At 49.9% G+C, this 16,952-nt stretch carries 18 protein-coding genes; 4 read left to right on the forward strand and 14 right to left on the reverse strand.

Annotated elements, in window-relative coordinates; genetic code table 11:
• Window positions 1–178: 178 nt before the first annotated feature.
• Genes A4V03_RS03675 through A4V03_RS03690 form a run of 4 tightly spaced genes read right to left on the reverse strand, consistent with a single transcriptional unit; the run spans window position 179 to window position 2,698 of the window.
• Window positions 179–910 carry a conjugal transfer protein TraD gene (locus A4V03_RS03675; RefSeq protein WP_065538006.1) on the reverse strand — a complete coding sequence of 244 codons (732 nt, stop codon included), beginning with the start codon at window positions 908–910 and terminating at the stop codon, window positions 179–181.
• Complete coding sequence (locus tag A4V03_RS03680) at window positions 907–1,491, reverse strand: DUF3408 domain-containing protein (RefSeq protein WP_084081107.1); 585 nt, start codon at window positions 1,489–1,491, stop codon at window positions 907–909. The genes A4V03_RS03675 and A4V03_RS03680 overlap by 4 nt, the downstream gene beginning before the upstream one ends.
• Window positions 1,492–1,511: 20 nt before the next feature.
• Window positions 1,512–1,934: a DUF3408 domain-containing protein gene (locus A4V03_RS03685; RefSeq protein ID WP_089280693.1), complete on the reverse strand. Its 423-nt coding sequence runs from the start codon at window positions 1,932–1,934 to the stop codon at window positions 1,512–1,514.
• A 2-nt stretch (window positions 1,935–1,936) separates the two neighbouring features.
• Window positions 1,937–2,698, reverse strand: coding sequence for a ParA family protein (locus A4V03_RS03690; RefSeq protein ID WP_065538007.1), 762 nt, complete (start codon window positions 2,696–2,698; stop codon window positions 1,937–1,939).
• Between the two features lie 66 nt (window positions 2,699–2,764).
• On the opposite strand from A4V03_RS03690, the gene A4V03_RS20615 reads away from it, so the two are divergent.
• From A4V03_RS20615 to mobC, 4 genes are all read left to right on the forward strand, one after another.
• Window positions 2,765–3,100 (forward strand): hypothetical protein, encoded by a 336-nt coding sequence (locus tag A4V03_RS20615; protein WP_157447983.1) that lies wholly within the window; start codon window positions 2,765–2,767, stop codon window positions 3,098–3,100.
• Between the two features lie 276 nt (window positions 3,101–3,376).
• Complete coding sequence (gene mobA, locus A4V03_RS03695) at window positions 3,377–3,805, forward strand: conjugal transfer protein MobA (protein ID WP_065538008.1); 429 nt, start codon at window positions 3,377–3,379, stop codon at window positions 3,803–3,805.
• Window positions 3,784–5,034: a conjugal transfer protein MobB gene (gene mobB, locus A4V03_RS03700; protein ID WP_065538009.1), complete on the forward strand. Its 1,251-nt coding sequence runs from the start codon at window positions 3,784–3,786 to the stop codon at window positions 5,032–5,034. The genes mobA and mobB overlap by 22 nt, the downstream gene beginning before the upstream one ends.
• Window positions 5,035–5,064: 30 nt before the next feature.
• Entirely contained in the window at window positions 5,065–7,074 is a 2,010-nt protein-coding gene (mobC, locus tag A4V03_RS03705) for a conjugal transfer protein MobC (RefSeq protein ID WP_065538010.1), read from the forward strand.
• Between the two features lie 59 nt (window positions 7,075–7,133).
• Here mobC and A4V03_RS03710 read toward each other — a convergent pair whose 3' ends face one another.
• The 10 genes from A4V03_RS03710 to A4V03_RS03755 form a co-directional block, all read right to left on the reverse strand.
• Entirely contained in the window at window positions 7,134–7,523 is a 390-nt protein-coding gene (locus A4V03_RS03710; RefSeq protein WP_065538011.1) for a hypothetical protein, read from the reverse strand.
• A 2-nt stretch (window positions 7,524–7,525) separates the two neighbouring features.
• Window positions 7,526–8,974 (reverse strand): Fic family protein, encoded by a 1,449-nt coding sequence (locus tag A4V03_RS03715; RefSeq protein WP_065538012.1) that lies wholly within the window; start codon window positions 8,972–8,974, stop codon window positions 7,526–7,528.
• Window positions 8,975–9,105: 131 nt separating this feature from the next.
• Window positions 9,106–9,723 carry an RteC domain-containing protein gene (locus A4V03_RS03720; protein WP_065538013.1) on the reverse strand — a complete coding sequence of 206 codons (618 nt, stop codon included), beginning with the start codon at window positions 9,721–9,723 and terminating at the stop codon, window positions 9,106–9,108.
• Window positions 9,724–9,933: 210 nt separating this feature from the next.
• Complete coding sequence (locus tag A4V03_RS03725; RefSeq protein WP_065538014.1) at window positions 9,934–10,347, reverse strand: dihydrofolate reductase family protein; 414 nt, start codon at window positions 10,345–10,347, stop codon at window positions 9,934–9,936.
• A 281-nt stretch (window positions 10,348–10,628) separates the two neighbouring features.
• Window positions 10,629–11,951 carry a sigma-54-dependent transcriptional regulator gene (locus A4V03_RS03730; RefSeq protein ID WP_065538015.1) on the reverse strand — a complete coding sequence of 441 codons (1,323 nt, stop codon included), beginning with the start codon at window positions 11,949–11,951 and terminating at the stop codon, window positions 10,629–10,631.
• Window positions 11,944–14,262 carry a hybrid sensor histidine kinase/response regulator gene (locus tag A4V03_RS03735; protein ID WP_065538016.1) on the reverse strand — a complete coding sequence of 773 codons (2,319 nt, stop codon included), beginning with the start codon at window positions 14,260–14,262 and terminating at the stop codon, window positions 11,944–11,946. Before A4V03_RS03735 ends, A4V03_RS03730 begins: the two co-directional genes overlap by 8 nt.
• 92 nt (window positions 14,263–14,354) lie before the next feature.
• Window positions 14,355–15,221: a helix-turn-helix transcriptional regulator gene (locus A4V03_RS03740; protein WP_065538017.1), complete on the reverse strand. Its 867-nt coding sequence runs from the start codon at window positions 15,219–15,221 to the stop codon at window positions 14,355–14,357.
• A gap of 76 nt (window positions 15,222–15,297) precedes the next feature.
• The gene (locus tag A4V03_RS03745; RefSeq protein ID WP_065538018.1) at window positions 15,298–15,672 is read right to left on the reverse strand and encodes a hypothetical protein; all 375 of its coding nucleotides are present in this window, start codon (window positions 15,670–15,672) and stop codon (window positions 15,298–15,300) included.
• A 30-nt stretch (window positions 15,673–15,702) separates the two neighbouring features.
• Window positions 15,703–16,209, reverse strand: a complete 507-nt coding sequence (locus A4V03_RS03750; protein WP_216655487.1) for a DMP19 family protein — start codon at window positions 16,207–16,209, stop codon at window positions 15,703–15,705.
• A gap of 17 nt (window positions 16,210–16,226) precedes the next feature.
• The gene (locus tag A4V03_RS03755; protein ID WP_104369553.1) at window positions 16,227–16,946 is read right to left on the reverse strand and encodes a hypothetical protein; all 720 of its coding nucleotides are present in this window, start codon (window positions 16,944–16,946) and stop codon (window positions 16,227–16,229) included.
• Between the last annotated feature and the right edge of the window lie 6 nt (window positions 16,947–16,952).

Genomic DNA, 16,952 nt, shown 5'->3' on the forward strand with positions numbered 1-16,952 from the left:
AAAGGGTGGATAGTCCTTTGGACGGCGGTTGATACTGGATTACATTACTTTGGTTTAGTGGATTCTCCCTTTGTTTCCACGGACTTGGGAGGGGCCGTTGCGGACGGGCCGTACCTTGTACCGCCGTGCCGCGTGGTGTGATGTTGTCTTACGTTTTCATTTTTTCTATCGTCTTTCGTTACACAAAGTCCCTTATGTTGAAATCCTCCAACCTTGTGGGAATTACCAATTCTTTTTTCGTCTTTGTCTCTGCGGTTGCCGTCATAGGTTCATCATAAAGATAGAAGTCTATGAACCCCGCGATTTTCACTTTGACAGACTTGCGCAATTTTTCAAGCAGCTCCGTTCCTTCCAGTTCGGAGAACACCTTTCCGGCTTGCCGTTTTTCGTCGTTGGTCGGGTTGTCCTTTCCTGCTATGCCGACGGCTTCCCCGATTTCGTCAAAACTGTAACCGGATGCACGCTGTTTGTCCGCCGTATCCTCTCCCGGTTCATCCTCCCCGAACTCCAGTTCCGAAGGCGGGATGCTCGTGAAGGTTTCATCGAGTTTCTCCTCCGGGACTTGTGCAGGGCGTGACAGGGTTTTCGCGTTTCCGTCGTCAAAAGTAGCGTCTTCCTCCGACAGCTCAATGCCTTTTTCCGAAGTGGCAGCATGTGGCACAGGGGTGGCAGCGGTTGTCCGGGGTGATGCCATCCTGAAACGGCTCTTTCCGATGATGTCCGGTATTTCTGCGGGAGGTGTTTCCCGTACTGTTTCCTGCTTTGCCGCCGTGCCGCCCAATGACTGCCAGACAACCGCCATACCCTTGAAGAAGCGGACGATTTTCGTTTCCATGATGCGGTCGTAGAGCAACAGGAACAGGAACCATGCGTTGCAGGCGATTGATACCGCCAATAATATTTTTGTCATAGCTCGGCGGGATTTATGTTTCCGAGAGCTTGTTTGTAGAGAGCCTTGTGCCTGCGTATATGGTCGCGTAGAATATTGTCCACGAACTTGCCGATGCTCAGTCCTTCCACCAGAAATCTGGCTATATGGGCTATCTGCCTATGTGTTTCACGGTCGATATAGACGCACTGCCGGGTTTTGATTTCCGAGGGTTCCAGAAAGGTGGCGAGAAGTTCTTTGCCGTCAAGACCGATGGCAGATTGCACATTTCCCGTGTCCACACGGTTGCCGATAACATTGATCGTGACCTTTGTCGCCGGTGCTGCCGAGTTGCGGTATGGAGGCTCTTGGGCATGTCTGCCGCAGGAAGGCTCATTCTCTTTCTGAAGCTGTGCAAAATGCCGGGTCAGCACGTTGTCCAGATAATCTTCCACCGTCACGCCTTCTTTGGCAAACAGCCTGATAAGCTCTTCCATGCGCTGATAGTACTCCGGACGTAACAATGTCTGATAGCCAGAGACCGTTCCGATGCTGGACTTTTTCAGGATTTCATCCTTGTAGCCATCCGCCTGTTTCTGATTTTTCTTGTTCTTTGTTTCCATGTTCTTTTTATTTTTGGTGATTAAAATACGTCTTCGTAATTTTTGTCATACAGTTTCTTTATCACGTCCCCGCACTGGAGGAAGTGCTGGGTCAGCACATGGTCCAGATAGGCGGACAGTGTCAGCTTGTCCTTGCCGATTACGCGGGTGATGCGCATGATACGGTCGTGGTATTCCCTGCGCACGTATGCCATCTTTCCCGACCGCGCCGCAGTTTCCGCGCCTTTGATGAACATTTCAAGGTAGTCCTCTTCGTTCTCTATGGGCGGAATGACGGATACGGCAGCCGGCTTCTTGCGGTTTTCACCTTTAGCCGTTCTCTTTTTGTCAGCCGCATTGTCAGTTCCCGGCTTTTCCATGCGGGTGGAGGACGGGGGCATTTCCGGACGTATGCTGTCCAGAAAACTCGCTGTGTCAATCTGCACATCAAGGTTCTTGGCCATAATTATCCGTTTATCAGGTTCAGCATTTCGTCCGCAAGCTGTTCGATGTTGCTGCCTTTGACAAGAGCCTTGTCAGGCGGCATGATGGTGGAACGGAATACATAGCGTTCACCGTCCTCCTCGCTTTCCTTGCGGAAACGCTTGCTGTCCGGCAAATAGGTTTTCATCATGTTCAGTCCGGCTCTTCCCGCCACTTTCTCGTACACGTCATACAGGTTGGTCTTCTCCCTGCCGTCCACCATGTTCCACAACAGGTAAAGCCCTTTGAGGTTGGCTTTCCCCGTACTCATGAAAGATTCGTTCACGACGGCGGCGAAGTTCAAGGAGCTTTCGGCAACAATGCGGTCTGCCGTTATGGGGCAGAACACGTAATCCATTGTCGCCACGGTATTGATGACGCCGGGATTGTTCACTGTTCCGGGCAGGTCAAAGAAGATGATGTCCGGCGGTGTTTCCATCGCGACGAAATCCTTTGCCTTTTCGATGGCGGTTTCGGGATGGCTCTCCACTATGGGATACATTCTTTTCTGTACTTTGGCATACAGTTCGAAAACCGTTTTTTTCAAACGGGGATTGCGTTCGATGTTCTTGATGTCACGTTCGCGCATGTCCTTGATGCTGTACTGCGGGTAGTCGCAATCCACCACGACGACGTCCATTCCTTTCACGTAGTAGAAATAGCTTGCCATCAGTACCGTGAGCGTTGTTTTGCCCGCACCGCCTTTCTGGGTGGAGAAGGCAACCAGTAATGTTTCTTTCTTCATTGCTTCTGTTTTTTTATTCGGTTATACAATCAGTTTGTCCGTTTTGTGATTGGCTGAATAACCGGGATGTCAGACGGTTTTCCAATCAGCCGACTGTCGGTATGCCGGATGAACCGGTCTGCATGGCTGTCAGTAGTCAGGCTTGCTTGCCGGCTTTCATATCAGCTTGCCGTTTTACTGACTTATCAGCCGGGCGGCTTGTCCGCTTATCGGCTGACTGGTCATCAGACCGGTCTTCCGGACGGTTTGCCGGGTGTCCGACAAACTGGTCTTTCAACCAATCACGCTGCAAATAAACAGGTATATTCCGGAACTTGTATCACTTCCCCGGCAAGTGGCAGCAAGTGGCACAGGGTGGTAGCGGTTGGCACAGCTAAAATCCTGTTTGCCATGCGGTTTTAGCCCTAACTTTGCCCCCGAACGGCAGGGTTCGCCGCAGGTGGCGCAGCCCGGAGTTTGAAAGGCATTCCCCCTAATCCGTCCCCGACGGATTTTTATGTTCACCTGAACATAGCAAGGTATGTTTTCAGCCGCTCAAAACATTTTGAGCAGCCGTGAAAACGCCTTGCCCTTGCAGGGGGCGGGCTTACCCTCCGAAGTCGGGAAGCCTCTCAAACCTGCGGTGTCTGTGACCCATAGCGGCGGCTTATGCCGCCAATCCGCTAAATCCAAAGTAATATGAGTGAAAAAAGAAGAAACAAAGGCGGGAGAAATCCCAAACTCGATCCGGCGGTGTTCCGCTACACCGTCCGTTTCAGCGAGGAGGAACACAACCGTTTCCTCTCCATGTTCGAGAAGTCGGGCGTTTACGCCAAGTCGGTTTTCCTGAAGGCGCACTTCTTCGGGCAGCCGTTCAAGGTGCTGAAAGTGGACAAGACGCTGGTGGATTACTACACCAAACTGTCCGATTTTCACGCGCAGTTCCGCGCAATAGGTACAAATTACAACCAAGTCGTGAAGGAACTGAGGCTGCATTTTTCCGAGAAAAAGGCGATGGCGTTGCTCTACAAGCTGGAGCAACAGACCGTCGAACTCGTGAAACTGAGCCGCCAGATTGTGGAACTTTCAAGGGAAATGGAGGCGAAATGGTCGCAAAAATCAGTGTAGGCAGCTCGTTGTACGGCGCGATTGCCTACAACGGGGAGAAGATCAACGAGGCGCAAGGGCGGCTGCTCACTACCAACCGTATCTATAATGACGGTTCGGGAACGGTGGACATCAACAAGGCAATGGAGGGCTTCCACACCTTTCTGCCGCCACAGATGAAAGTGGAGAAGCCGGTGGTGCATATCTCGCTCAATCCGCACCCGGAGGATGTACTGACCGATGCGGAATTGCAGGATATAGCCCGCGAGTATCTGGAAAAACTCGGTTTCGGCAACCAGCCGTATCTCGTTTTCAAGCATGAGGACATCGACCGCCACCATCTGCATATCGTGACGGTCAGGGTGGACGAGAACGGCAGGAGCATAGACACTCGGAACAATTTTTACCGAAGCAAGCAGATAACACGCGAACTGGAACGGAAGTACGGTCTACACGACGCGGAACGCAAGAACCGCCGTCTTGACACGCCGCTGTGCGAGGTGGACGCCTCTGCGGGCGACGTGAAGAAGCAGGCGGGGAATATTGTCAAGGTTCTGAACGGGCAGTACCGTTTCCAGACGATGGGCGAATACCGCGCACTCCTTTCCTTATATAATATGACGGTGGAGGAAACGCACGGCAATGTGCGCGGACGCGAGTATCACGGGCTGGTCTATTCCGTCACGGATGACATGGGCAACAAAGTCGGTAATCCGTTCAAATCCTCGCTCTTCGGGAAATCCGTCGGTTATGAAGCCGTGCAGAGGAAGTTTGCCCGTTCCAAACAGGAGATTAAGGACAGGAAACTCGCCGGAATGACGAAACGCACCGTCCTTTCCGTGCTGGAAGGCACGTATGACAAGGATAAGTTCGTTGCCACGCTCAAAGAAAAGGGCATCGACACCGTGCTGCGCTACACGGAGGAAGGGCGCATCTACGGAGCCACGTTCATCGACCACCGCACGGGCTGCGTGCTGAACGGCTCGCGCATGGGCAAGGAACTTTCCGCCAATGCCTTGCAGGAACACTTCACGCTGCCTTACGCCGGACTGCCGCCGGTTCCGCTTTCCGTTCCGGTGGAAGCCGGGGAGGATATGCGCGGACAGGGCGCATCCGACGATGAAAGCATGGCGGGCGGTGTCGGCCTGCTCACTTCCGAAGGTCCGGCGGTAGACGCCGAGGAGGAAGCCTTCATCCGTGCGATGCAGCGCAAGAAGAAAAAGAAGAAGCGCAAGGGCTTGGGAATGTAACCGGGGTATCAACAATCAAAAAATAAATGTATGTCACAACAAGAAGACGATTTGAGGGCATTGGCGAAAATCATGGATTTTCTGCGTGCCGTGAGTATTATTTTAGTGGTCATGAACGTGTACTGGTTCTGCTATGAAGCCATCCGGCTCTGGGGAGTGGATATCGGCGTGGTGGACAGAATCCTGATGAACTTCGACCGCACGGCGGGGCTGTTCCGTTCCATCCTGTACACGAAACTGTTTGCCGTCCTCCTGCTTGCCCTGTCATGTCTGGGGACGAAGGGCGTGAAGGGGGAGAAAATCACTTGGGAACGGATCTGGACGGCTCTTGCCGCAGGCTTCGTGCTGTTCTTCCTGAACTGGTGGATATTGGCATTGCCGCTGCCGGTGGAAGCGGTGACGGGGCTGTATGTCCTGACCGTCGGAGCGGGCTATGTCTGCCTGCTGATGGGCGGTCTTTGGACGAGCCGCCTGCTAAAGCACAACCTGATGGATGACGTGTTCAACAACGAGAACGAGAGTTTCATGCAGGAAACACGGCTTATCGAAAGCGAGTATTCGGTCAATCTTCCGACACGGTTCTACTACAAAAAGCGTTGGAACGACGGCTGGATCAATGTCGTGAATCCCTTCAGGGCTTCCATCGTATTGGGTACGCCGGGCAGCGGGAAGTCATACGCGGTGGTAAATAATTTCATCAAGCAGCAGATTGAAAAGGGCTTCTCGATGTATGTGTACGACTTCAAATTCAGCGACTTGTCCACGATAGCCTACAATCACTTGCTGAACCACTCGGAGGGCTACAAGGTGAAACCGAAGTTCTATGTGATAAACTTCGACGACCCGCGACGCTCGCACCGTTGCAATCCCATCCACCCGGATTTCATGGAGGATATCACGGACGCTTACGAGAGCGCGTACACCATAATGCTCAACTTGAATAAAAGTTGGGTGCAAAAGCAGGGCGACTTCTTTGTGGAATCACCTATTATCTTGTTCGCCAGTATTATATGGTATCTTAAAATCTATAAAGGCGGCAAGTATTGCACGTTCCCCCATGCAATCGAGTTCCTTAACCGCCGTTACGAGGATATTTTCCCTATTCTGACCTCTTATCCCGAACTGGAAAACTACCTCTCGCCATTCATGGACGCATGGCTCGGAGGGGCTGCGGAGCAGTTGATGGGGCAGATAGCATCGGCGAAAATTCCGCTCTCGCGCATGATTTCCCCGCAGCTCTATTGGGTGATGTCGGACAGCGAGTTCACGCTGGACATCAACAATCCCGAAGAGCCGAAAATCCTCTGCGTTGGCAACAACCCCGACCGTCAGAATATCTACGGTGCGGCTCTCGGTCTTTATAACTCCCGTATCGTGAAACTCATAAACAAGAAAGGTATGCTGAAGTCGTCGGTCATTATAGATGAACTACCGACGATATATTTCAAGGGGCTGGACAACCTTATCGCCACCGCGCGAAGCAACAAGGTTGCCGTCTGTCTGGGCTTTCAGGATTTCAGCCAGCTGGTGCGTGACTATGGCGATAAGGAGGCCAAAGTGGTGATGAACACCGTCGGCAATATCTTCTCCGGGCAGGTGGTAGGCGAAACCGCCAAAACACTATCCGAACGCTTCGGAAAGGTGTTGCAGAAACGGCAGTCCATTTCCATCAACCGGCAGGACGTTTCCACCTCCATCAACACGCAGATGGACGCGCTTATCCCGCCCAGCAAGATTTCAGGCTTGACGCAGGGTATGTTTGTCGGTTCGGTGTCCGACAACTTCAACGAGCGCATTGAACAGAAGATTTTTCACTGTGAGATTGTCGTGGACGCAGAGAAGGTGAAGCGCGAGGAGAAAGCCTACAAGAAGATACCCGTCATTACCGACTTCACCGACGGGGACGGCAACGACTGCATGAAGGAAACGGTGCAGGCGAATTACAGGCGCATCAAGGAGGAGGTGAAGCAGATTGTCGCCGACGAACTGGAGCGTATCGCGGGTGACGAGAACCTGAAGCATCTGTTGCAGCAGAAATAATATATCCGTTTATATATGGAAAATCCGTAGCCGATGACCGGTTACGGATTTTTATTTCATTATGTCTGCTTTTCTTTTTCCGATTTGAGTTGTTTGTTTATGGTGGAAATGACAAGTGTCAGCAGGTAGTTTTTCAGCTCTGTGTCATCTTTCAGCAGTATGCTGTATTCTTCGGCGAACATTCTCAAAAGTCTGGTTCTGAGTTTCGACATTTCCTCACCGAAAGGTATCTGCCGGTTTTCATTCCAATACTCCATTGTTAGAGAGGCTGCCAACCATTTGAACTCCGCTTTCATTTCCTTGCCGAGTTTCTTGAATCTGGTTTGCTCAGTAATGGGAAGGTCTCTATATGGCATCATATCAACCGGGTCATAAACGGATATGCAGCCGATGCCGTAATCCATGACTACAGGCAAATCCGTATTCTTATGTTTCTTCTTTTTTGCCATGCCTATTGCTGTTTCAACAATTCCAAGCCTTTCTCCGTAAGGCGATATTTCTGTTTCGGATGGCTCGGTTGTTCCGGATATAATGGAATGACATAGCCTTCATCCAATGCAGGATGCAGGTAGTTTGTCCTGAACGTAGGGCGATGGTTCAGTTCCAATGCCTCCATTATTTCTTTTACGGACAACTCTCGTTCATCCAATATTTTCACCAACGCGAATACTTGGTCGGTGCTTGGTCGGTGCTTGGTCGGTACTTGGTCGGTACTTGGTCGGTTTGTCACCTCGCATTTGAATATCAGCGTTACACTGTCACTCCATATCCTGTATTCCGGTTCGGGCAATCCGGCTTTGCGGCATTCCGACATCATCAGTCCTATACCGCGTCCCCAGCTTTCCAAGACCTTCCGTTTATATAAGGCATTTGCCAATAATGGATTTTGTGGTTTGGATTCATGCTCGGACTTCATCTTTTCCGCATCCCAGTTGGGCGGAAAAGTTCCGGGGTTCTCAATCTCCACGCGGTCATCATAAATGGCTATGCCCACTGAACCGCCGGCCTCTTTGTACGACCTGTGGGTGAGCGAGTTCACTACACCTTCTCTTATTGCCTTGTATGGGATGGTCAAATGCTCCTCCCGTTCCAATGTGTCTGTTGTGCCGGATAAGGAAAGGTGCTTGAATATAAAAGCCATCGCTGCGTTGAGCAATTGAAAAAAATTGCCTTGAATGCGTTGGCTGTCCATGAATACAGTCTTGTCAGTACCTTTGAAACGCGCCAGCCGAAGCAGGCATTGGGGATATTCCATGTCCTCGTGCTTTCCAAACAGCACGGCTGCCGCATTGTTCAACACCCCGTTTTTCTGTAACCCGAACTTTTCCAATATGACAGGAACGTCAGTGCCCGTATCCTCCGGCAGACGGCCGCATTCTATACCTAACCTTACAGTCTTCAATACCTCATTGGCGTCCAAGTCCTGCAAGGTCAGGTTTCTGTTCTCTAAAAGTTCCCAGCGGTATCGGTTGCCGTCACGTTGCAACAGCAAGTCATTATATGCTGTCTGCGGCATCGTCGTGGTCGCGCTTTCTACCCGCATATATGGTCTTCCTTTATAGGAGAACGGACGGTTGAGCTTTGAGTTTTCAACGTGGAAAGCAATTACTTTCTTCTCACTGTCAGGCAACGGTGCATAGGATATTTGTACCATTGCCACCGGTTCCAACCGGTTGATCGCTTCCGCTATATCCCTTCTGGTCTTGTCGCTTACTTCCTGTCCGATGATTTTTCCCTTGTCGGTGACGCCGAAAAGCACCGTGCCGCCTTCTCCGTTAAGGAAGGCGCAAAGCGTTTCCATCCCACGCTCCAATTGTCCGGTGGTTTCCTTGAACTCTACCCGTCCACATTCTTTTCCGGCTATCAGTTGTTTTACTGTATCGAGGTTGTCTATGCTCATATTCAATTTGTAACGATTATGCAAAGATAATGTTTTTGGCTGACTTTCGGGACAATAGCGCGTGGAAAGTACAGATTCGGCATATATAAATCAGAGGACAACGCAATGCCGTCCTCCGACTTGTATGCGAACTATCTTCTCATGCGTTCCATTTCTTCATCATGACGGATCTTTTCATTCAATTTTGCCAGCATCTTGTCGAGGAAATAGGTTCGGCTGGTATTCTTGCGTAGCTTGATGGCGGAATAATACCGATAGCACTCTTTGGTTTTGATACCGAAAAACTCATATAGAGCGGCGGACAGCTCTTTCAGCGAGGTTTCCCCGTTATTGATGCAACCCATTTCATCAAGACCGTAGATAAGCTCCACCAAATCAAGTGTGTTGCCCGTCCATTGCAGTAGTCCGGTTGTGTTTTCGGTTGTATTTTCGGCGGATGTGTGGATGGGGAGCAGTGGCGGCACTTGGGGAGCGGCAAGGAACTTCTGCATCTTCCTTACGAAAGAGAGAGCCTTGCTGACGTAGGCGGCGACTTCTCTCTTTTCTTCGGGGAGATGGCGCACGGGGTGATGCTGTAACTCGATTTCGATGTAAGCCAGCGCGATGATGGTGCGGTTGGTGTCCACATTGCCGCTGCATAGCTCGATCACTTGGGTGGCGAAAGCCGTGTATGCCGTTTCCATATTGCAGTCACCGGCTTCGTTTATACGGCGGAAGAACTCGGTTTCCGCCAATAAGAAATAATTCATGTCCTGTCAATTTTGAAATTTAACACTCTGTTTTTCGGTATGCGCACATGAATATGATTGGCAAAAATCATGTACATCAAACAAAAAATCCGGCACATAGTCTGCAATATGCTGGATTTCAGAGTAATAATTTCAAAATTTATTTATCCGACAGGAGTTGTATTCAACTTAAGGTGTTAATCTACTGAACATTAGTCCATTTTCCGGACATCAAACGCACGCTTTATAGATATGGCGGACCACTCCGTTGCGGTATGCTTTCTGTGAGGTCAGCGTCCATTGTTCCTGTGGCAAGACGGACTGGAAGAAACGCTTTCCCGTTCCGGCAATGAAAGGAATTGTGTATAGTATGATTTCATCCACCACACGCATACGCAGCAGCCCGTTGATGTAGTCCGCCTTTTCAGGAGTGGCTTCCGCCAGATAGCAGATGTCTGTTGTGGATTTCCGCCATTCGTCAAGCATGGAGATGGAATAATCCGGTGTGATATGATAAAGGGCGTTTTCCCTTATCTCGTTGATACCGCAATCTTCAAGGCGCAGTTCCTTATACGCTTTGCAATACAACTCGGAGCTTTGACATCCGTCCATCGTGAGGACGGCAAGAATCTGTACTTTACCCATTATCGTTTCCTTTCGTTAGGCAAGGGCAAAAAAGTAGCGTGCAAATCACACTACTTTCAAGCGACGGCTCTGGTAAAGCCTTTTACGGAGAGTACGTGAATGCACGCTATGCGTAGGCATAGCATAAGCATCACGCAATCGTCTCCGTAGTGTCAATTTACCAGATTTTCGCTCGAAACGCCTTGCGGTCTTATGTTATATATAGGCGGCAAAAGGATCTGCCAATCGCCGTTACCTTCTGATATGTCATGCAAAGATAGCCATTTTCAGCGAATTGCGGGCTATGATTGCTCAAATTTATATTTCAATCCATATTCTTCCAGTTTATTATAGAGTGTTGTCCTGCCTATTCCAAGCAGTTCGGCGGCGACCTTGCGGTTCCCGTCAGCTTGCTTCAAAGCGCGTATAATCCGCTCTTTATCTTCCTCTTTGTTGCGCAGGGAGAAGCCGGTAACAGAGGTTGTTTCGGTTATTCCAAGTTCCAGATGCTCTTTCGTGACAAGTCCCGTCTGTGCCTGCAACACCGCGCCCATGATTTTCTGACGAAGCTCGCGCACGTTGCCCGGCCATGAATGGGTCAGCAACGCTTTCCGTGCTTCGGAGCTGAATCCGCTAACCTTGCACTCCAATTCATTATTGGCAATCTCGCGGAAAAACTCTGCCAGCGGCATGATGTCTTCCTGACAATCACGCAGCGGCGGAACGGTTATCTCGAAGTCGTGCAGACGGTACAGCAAGTCCTGCCGGAAACGCTTTTCATTGACCGCCTTTTCCAGATTCTCGTTGGTGGCAGCGATAATACGGACATTGAAACTTCTATCCGTCCTGTCACCAACGGGGCGGTATCGCCGCTCCTGTATGGCACGCAGAAGCATCTGTTGGGTTTCCGGTGCAAGGTTGCCCACTTCGTCCAAAAACAGCGTGCCGCCTTCGGCTTCATGGAAATATCCTTTCTTGGCACTGTCCGCACCGGTGAACGCCCCTCTGACGTGTCCGAAGAATGCCGACGGTGCAAGCTCTTTGGTGAGTGAACCGCAGTCCACAGCCACAAACGGTTTTCCTGCCCGCTTGCTCTTGTCGTGCAGCAGATGGGCGATATGCTCTTTGCCCGTACCGTTCTCCCCGAATATCAGCACGCTCATGTCGGTGGGGGCTACCAGCCTTATCCGGTGCATGATTTTCTGAAAGGCGGAACCGTCACGGGCAAAGACGGGCATACGACTTCGCCCGATATTCCGCTCTTTCAGTATGGTACGGAGCAGAGGTACAAGTTTGTCCTCCACGAGTTGTTTGGGTATGTAGTCCAGCGAACCGAGTTTCATACTTTCGACCGCCGTATGCACTTCGGCATAGTCGGTCATGATAATGAACGGCTGCATCATGCCTTCCTTGCGCATCCAGCGCAACAGGTCGATACCGTTGCCGTCGGGCAGACGCAGGTCTGAAACCACGATGTCCCCGTCTGCGGCTTGTTGCAGATATTTCTTCGCGGTCGAGAGGTGGAACGCCTGCACGGTACGGAATCCCTCACGTGCCAGCAGGTTGCAGACAAACTCGCAATACACGATGTTGTCCTCCACCACTATGATTTTTGTCTTATCCATTGTTATATTTCTTCCTTTCTTCTTTTGCCAGCCGGATTATCTCCGAACCCTTATCCAGCACAGCTTTTATAGCATTACCAATTGTTTTTTCGTCAGGCGTGCCATCGCTATGAAGCAATTTTTTGTATAGTTCCCTTAACGGCTGGTCGGCACGGAGTATCTCCCACGAGCTGCGCAGGTGGTGTGTAAGGGCGTCCAGCTCCTGAAGGTCTTTCCGTTGTTTCGCCTCCCGAACCGCCTGCATTTCCTTCTCGGTTTCCGTAATCAGTTTCTCCAGCATGACGGATTCATTGCCGTAGGATAGCAGGGATGTGAAATCCGGCTTTTCATTTTGTGCCGCATTCATGGCACATTTATTTGAAATCTCCATCAGTTCAGATATAGAGAACGGCTTGAACAGGCATTCTGTGAATCCATGTTCTATAAGTTCCTCTTTGCCGCAACTGCCCGAAGCGGTTGTCACGACTACCGGGATATCCCTTGAATTGCCAACGTTGGAAGTGCGCAACAGTTCCAGCAACTCGAAACCGTTTATATCCGGCATATTCAGATCCGTCAGAAGAAGGCTGTATTCCTTTTTTCGTATCAGTTCCATCAGTTCCGCAGCATCGGTACAGGTATCGCAGTGTATCCCTTCCTGTGCATACATTTCTTTCAGCATCAGGAGCAGCACTTCGTCATTGTCGATGGCAACCACATCGTGGAATGTATGGTTATGATGAACCTGTGCTTGATTTATCCGTTCCGGAATTTCCTCGGCTGTCTGCATGGGGATTTCCACAGTTAAACAGCTGCCTTTGCCTTTTTCGCTCTCCAGCCGGATTGTGCCGCCGAGCATTGTCACGATACGCTGCACGATGGACAATCCCAGCCCGAAGCCGTCTTTTGCAGCGGCGTTTGACAGACGTTCAAATGCACCGAATATACGTTGTTGCTCCTCTTCGGTCATGCCCGTCCCCGTATCTTCGACGATAAGTGTCAGCATCCCGTTAGTGTAATCCGTTGTCAGAGATACGCTGCCGTTCTCCGTGAACTTGATGGCGTTGGACAACAGATTATTTCCGATTTGCAGGATGCGTTCCTTATCAGTCAAAACAACCGTATCAGTTTGATTAATTATGGTAAGAGCCAGCCCCTTGTTCATAGCGGTTGGCATAAACTCCGTTTCAAGGATGTGCGTGATTGCCGAAATTTGGCAAGGAGAGAAATTCGGCTGCTCCTTGCCGTTGTCCAAGCGGAAGAAACTTAGCAGCGTATTGAGCATTTCACGCATACGCTCAGAAGATTGCCGGATGTTTTGGATATACGCCCCGATTTTATCAACATCGCAATCTTTTTGCATCAGTCCGGCATAACCCGTTATTGCCGTCAGAGGCGTGCGCAATTCATGGGTGATGGTATGAACGGCTTTCTTGCGGGAAGCAATCAGTGCCTCGTTCTGTTCAACAGACTGTTGAAGTTGTCCGATTAAATCCGATGTTTTCAGTCGGTATCGTTTGATTCGGATGGCATCCCTATGTATAATTATGAACAATACGAGCAATAACAGAAGTATGGATAATGCCAGACTGCCAATTTGCCTGAACGACTTCTTACGCATGGTGGCTATCTCGGTTTCTCGTTCTTTCAGGTCGGTCTGAACATTGTTGTCGATATGACGGATAAGCCTACGTAATTGGCTGTTTAGGGCTGCATTATGTGCGGCAACGCTGTCGGTCTGTTCGCTAAGTATCCGGTTCTGGGCTTTTTGTTTGGCAATCACATCGTTGTTAAGAGAACAGAGCATCGAGGTTGTTGCCGAGGGTTTTGTTTCCTCCTTTTTGCCGAAGATGCCCAAGAACCCCTTGCGTTTAGTCTTGCGGGGGCTTTCATTTGCGCTTTGACGGACTATGAACGGCACTTTATCGGCTATACGCCTATTGAGTGTCCTCTGACGGGAATGTATATCCGCCAGCTCCCTCATCTGTACTTCTTTGCTTGCCAATATGTCACGGATGCTGTCTATCCCGACACGTTCCGAACTGAACACCTCGCAGAAGACACACAGTGTACTGTCAATTACCATTCTTTGCTGATGGTATTGTTCTGCATCGCCCTCTTTCCATTCCGATACGGTTTCTCCCAGCAATGACAGCCCTGTAATCCGTATGTTCAGGCGGTTTATGTTTTTTCGCAACTCGCTTGCCTTACGGTTTTCCTCCTCGGACAGAGCCAATGTGTTTTGTTCGTTATGGTAGGTATAGGCTACCAGCAGTGACAGGATGAATATGGAAATGTAGCCTGCGGCTACCAGTATGCGGTAGGATTTCATAAGCCGTATATATAATGATTGCGAAACTTCTCATTTGTCAGGAATATGCGTGCCGCTATAGCCGCACCTTCCAAATCTTGCCGGAAACGTGCTCATGATTCACTGTTCCAGTATTTCATCCTTCTCTCGCACCATTCCTCATATCCCTCTTTTTTCAGTTCTCCAGGTGTCTTGAGAACCTGCTGGTTGCAGAAGTCGGAAAAATTACTTGCAGAGAGGAACCGGTTGCGTTCAGCCACTTCCTTCAGGGCAAGTTCCGGACGGTACGAAAGATCTTCTTTTATACGGCTTATGCGCTCCTGCCGGAGCCAGTCGGTCGCGGAACAGCCGTAATATTCTTCAAAACGGCTTCGGAAATGGGAATAGCTCATGCCACACATCCCTGCCAGCTCCTCTGCTGTAAAGGTGTGCCACTTATACATCTTCACTTTCAGGCGGAAGACCGCTTTTTCCAGTTCTTTCAGACGGCTTTCCGCATATTGCATTTCAGATCCCTTCAGAGGGCTGGAGATATGGCGGAGGGTGTCACGGCGCGCCCTGAAAAAGTAGTCGCACACCCGGTTGGTCACACAGTTAAGATAGGAGCGTCCCCTCATGCAGCGGAGCAGGTCGCAGAAAAACATCAGTTCCGGTGTCCGGCACTCCGTTTCATAGACGGCTACGAGGTCATTGCACAGGTAGCAGAATGCAAAATCTTCAGGCGAGCATGCCACAAGAGCCATGTAAGGCTTATAGTCACGCATTTTCAATGTAGGCTGGACAGGAACGGATTTGAACGTGCCGACAATCAGGCGCAGCACCTCTGCATCATGGGCGAAACTCTCCATTTCGCGTACCATACGGCTTACGGAGTAGCGTTTCTTTACAAGCTCTTCCGCCTTGTCTGCTATGCTGTGCAGGCTTACGGAGTGTATGGGATATATATCGGCTGTGTGCCGTAGCAGGGCTGTCAATCTCATTATGTTGTTTTTGCGGCAAATATCGGGTTTATAAAGTAACAAGCAGTTCCAAATCTTGCCGAAAATCCCAACACGGTCATATTTTTCCTTGCCGTTGCAACGCTTCCAAGAAAAAAACGGCAATGGTAGACACTACATACAGCGCAAGAACCCATGCACCGGATTTGCGTTGCACCGGACTTTCATCGTCATACCTGGCTATAATCCTGTCATAACGTTTCCTGAAAAAGAACCGCCAGCTCAACAAGGCAATAATGCCGCCCTCGATAATATAATACTGAATATCGGAGGGATATGCGACAATGCCGTATCGGGTCAGCATCCCCCATACGGTCAATACGTTGGTACTCAGTATGACCGAGAACATAAGCATCCCCATAAACACGGCTCCTTCCGCCAGAGAGGAATGGAGCCATAGTCTATAAAACCGATAATACAGATAATCTATCATATCCTTCGGGTAACTATATCATGTTGAATATCACTTGGTCATTCCTGTAAGAAACTCCTGCGGATGCTGTTTGATGTATGTGCCTATCATCGTGTAGAGTTGCCGGTCATTCTTCATCAAGGCATAGTACTCATCATCGAAGGTATCAAAGAGCTTCTCTTTATAGCCGTGGGCGAATCCTTCCTTCGTTCCGTCCCATACCGATTGCAGTTCATCACGGTTGGCGGCATATTGGTCGTTGGCTCGTTTCACGACATCAGCGATCCGGTCTGCTCCGAGCTTGACAAAGGTGTCCTCGGCTTTTTGCGCACGTTCGCCACCGGAATTGTAGTAGTATTGGTTGAAACCGCCGTTGATGACTTCCGCGTGCAGTTCCACCGCGCACATTATGCTGTCGAACACTTCGCTCTCCATATCGCTTGCCAGCTCTCCGTCAATGTATTTCCGGCAGAGTTTATCGGCAGGAAGACGCTCTATCAACTCTTCCGTTATCTGTTCGGAGCATCTTATCCTAAACAGTTTCTTTATCCATTGCATGATTTCGGTTTTTATTATTACTTGAACATATTTTTTTCATTACCGTGTAAGACATATTCCGGCCTTTTATCAAGCAATATGAACTGCGGCAACTGTTGCGCCCGCTTCCACATTGCCGGATTGTACGACCATAACACGGGAAGTTCCACTGGAGAATGCTGGAAGAAGTAACGCTTTGTTTCAAGACTTGGTAATATGGATATTATTGCTCCGTTGCCTTCCATACTCGGATGATAGCAGAAACGGAAACTCATATAGGCATATCCGGGGCTTCCTTTCCGGGCGTCAATTTCAAGAGACTCCACAATCGTGTCCTCTTGTGTTTCCTCACTGTCGCTACGCTCGTCTGCTTCGGGAAGACCGCTGTCGTTGTCAAGATTTAGTTCCGGGAAATTCAATATCCCATCCACGGTTGAAAGCATGACACAGGCATTATACCGCTCATGCTTCCTTATGGATTGATCCGGTACTGTGACGCGGAGCAGAACCCAGCAGGAATCCTCCTCAATCAAAGCTTTCTCTATAGCAAATCTGACCTGCGGACGTTCCAAAGGACGCAATTTTCCGTGAATGATTCGATAAGCCCTGTCACAGCCTGAATTGTTCACTTCACTCAGACAAATCCGTGAATCCTGAGCAGCACCGGTTTTGCGGATTGTGGCACATCCCGCAAATGCCAACGATAATGCCGACATCATGGTCAGCAATATTATATTTCTAAAATGATTGTTATTCATTGTTTA

This window comes from Bacteroides caecimuris (assembly GCF_001688725.2).
Lineage (GTDB): Bacteria > Bacteroidota > Bacteroidia > Bacteroidales > Bacteroidaceae > Bacteroides > Bacteroides caecimuris.

Coding starts and splice junctions, on each gene's coding strand:
- A4V03_RS03675 (WP_065538006.1), bottom strand. CDS start 910: ATGACAAAAATATTATTGGCGGTATCAATCGCCTGCAACGCATGGTTC.
- A4V03_RS03680 (WP_084081107.1), bottom strand. CDS start 1,491: ATGGAAACAAAGAACAAGAAAAATCAGAAACAGGCGGATGGCTACAAG.
- A4V03_RS03685 (WP_089280693.1), bottom strand. CDS start 1,934: ATGGCCAAGAACCTTGATGTGCAGATTGACACAGCGAGTTTTCTGGAC.
- A4V03_RS03690 (WP_065538007.1), bottom strand. CDS start 2,698: ATGAAGAAAGAAACATTACTGGTTGCCTTCTCCACCCAGAAAGGCGGT.
- A4V03_RS20615 (WP_157447983.1), top strand. CDS start 2,765: ATGTCAGACGGTTTTCCAATCAGCCGACTGTCGGTATGCCGGATGAAC.
- mobA (WP_065538008.1), top strand. CDS start 3,377: ATGAGTGAAAAAAGAAGAAACAAAGGCGGGAGAAATCCCAAACTCGAT.
- mobB (WP_065538009.1), top strand. CDS start 3,784: ATGGTCGCAAAAATCAGTGTAGGCAGCTCGTTGTACGGCGCGATTGCC.
- mobC (WP_065538010.1), top strand. CDS start 5,065: ATGTCACAACAAGAAGACGATTTGAGGGCATTGGCGAAAATCATGGAT.
- A4V03_RS03710 (WP_065538011.1), bottom strand. CDS start 7,523: ATGGCAAAAAAGAAGAAACATAAGAATACGGATTTGCCTGTAGTCATG.
- A4V03_RS03715 (WP_065538012.1), bottom strand. CDS start 8,974: ATGAGCATAGACAACCTCGATACAGTAAAACAACTGATAGCCGGAAAA.
- A4V03_RS03720 (WP_065538013.1), bottom strand. CDS start 9,723: ATGAATTATTTCTTATTGGCGGAAACCGAGTTCTTCCGCCGTATAAAC.
- A4V03_RS03725 (WP_065538014.1), bottom strand. CDS start 10,347: ATGGGTAAAGTACAGATTCTTGCCGTCCTCACGATGGACGGATGTCAA.
- A4V03_RS03730 (WP_065538015.1), bottom strand. CDS start 11,951: ATGGATAAGACAAAAATCATAGTGGTGGAGGACAACATCGTGTATTGC.
- A4V03_RS03735 (WP_065538016.1), bottom strand. CDS start 14,262: ATGAAATCCTACCGCATACTGGTAGCCGCAGGCTACATTTCCATATTC.
- A4V03_RS03740 (WP_065538017.1), bottom strand. CDS start 15,221: ATGAGATTGACAGCCCTGCTACGGCACACAGCCGATATATATCCCATA.
- A4V03_RS03745 (WP_065538018.1), bottom strand. CDS start 15,672: ATGATAGATTATCTGTATTATCGGTTTTATAGACTATGGCTCCATTCC.
- A4V03_RS03750 (WP_216655487.1), bottom strand. CDS start 16,209: ATGCAATGGATAAAGAAACTGTTTAGGATAAGATGCTCCGAACAGATA.
- A4V03_RS03755 (WP_104369553.1), bottom strand. CDS start 16,946: ATGAATAACAATCATTTTAGAAATATAATATTGCTGACCATGATGTCG.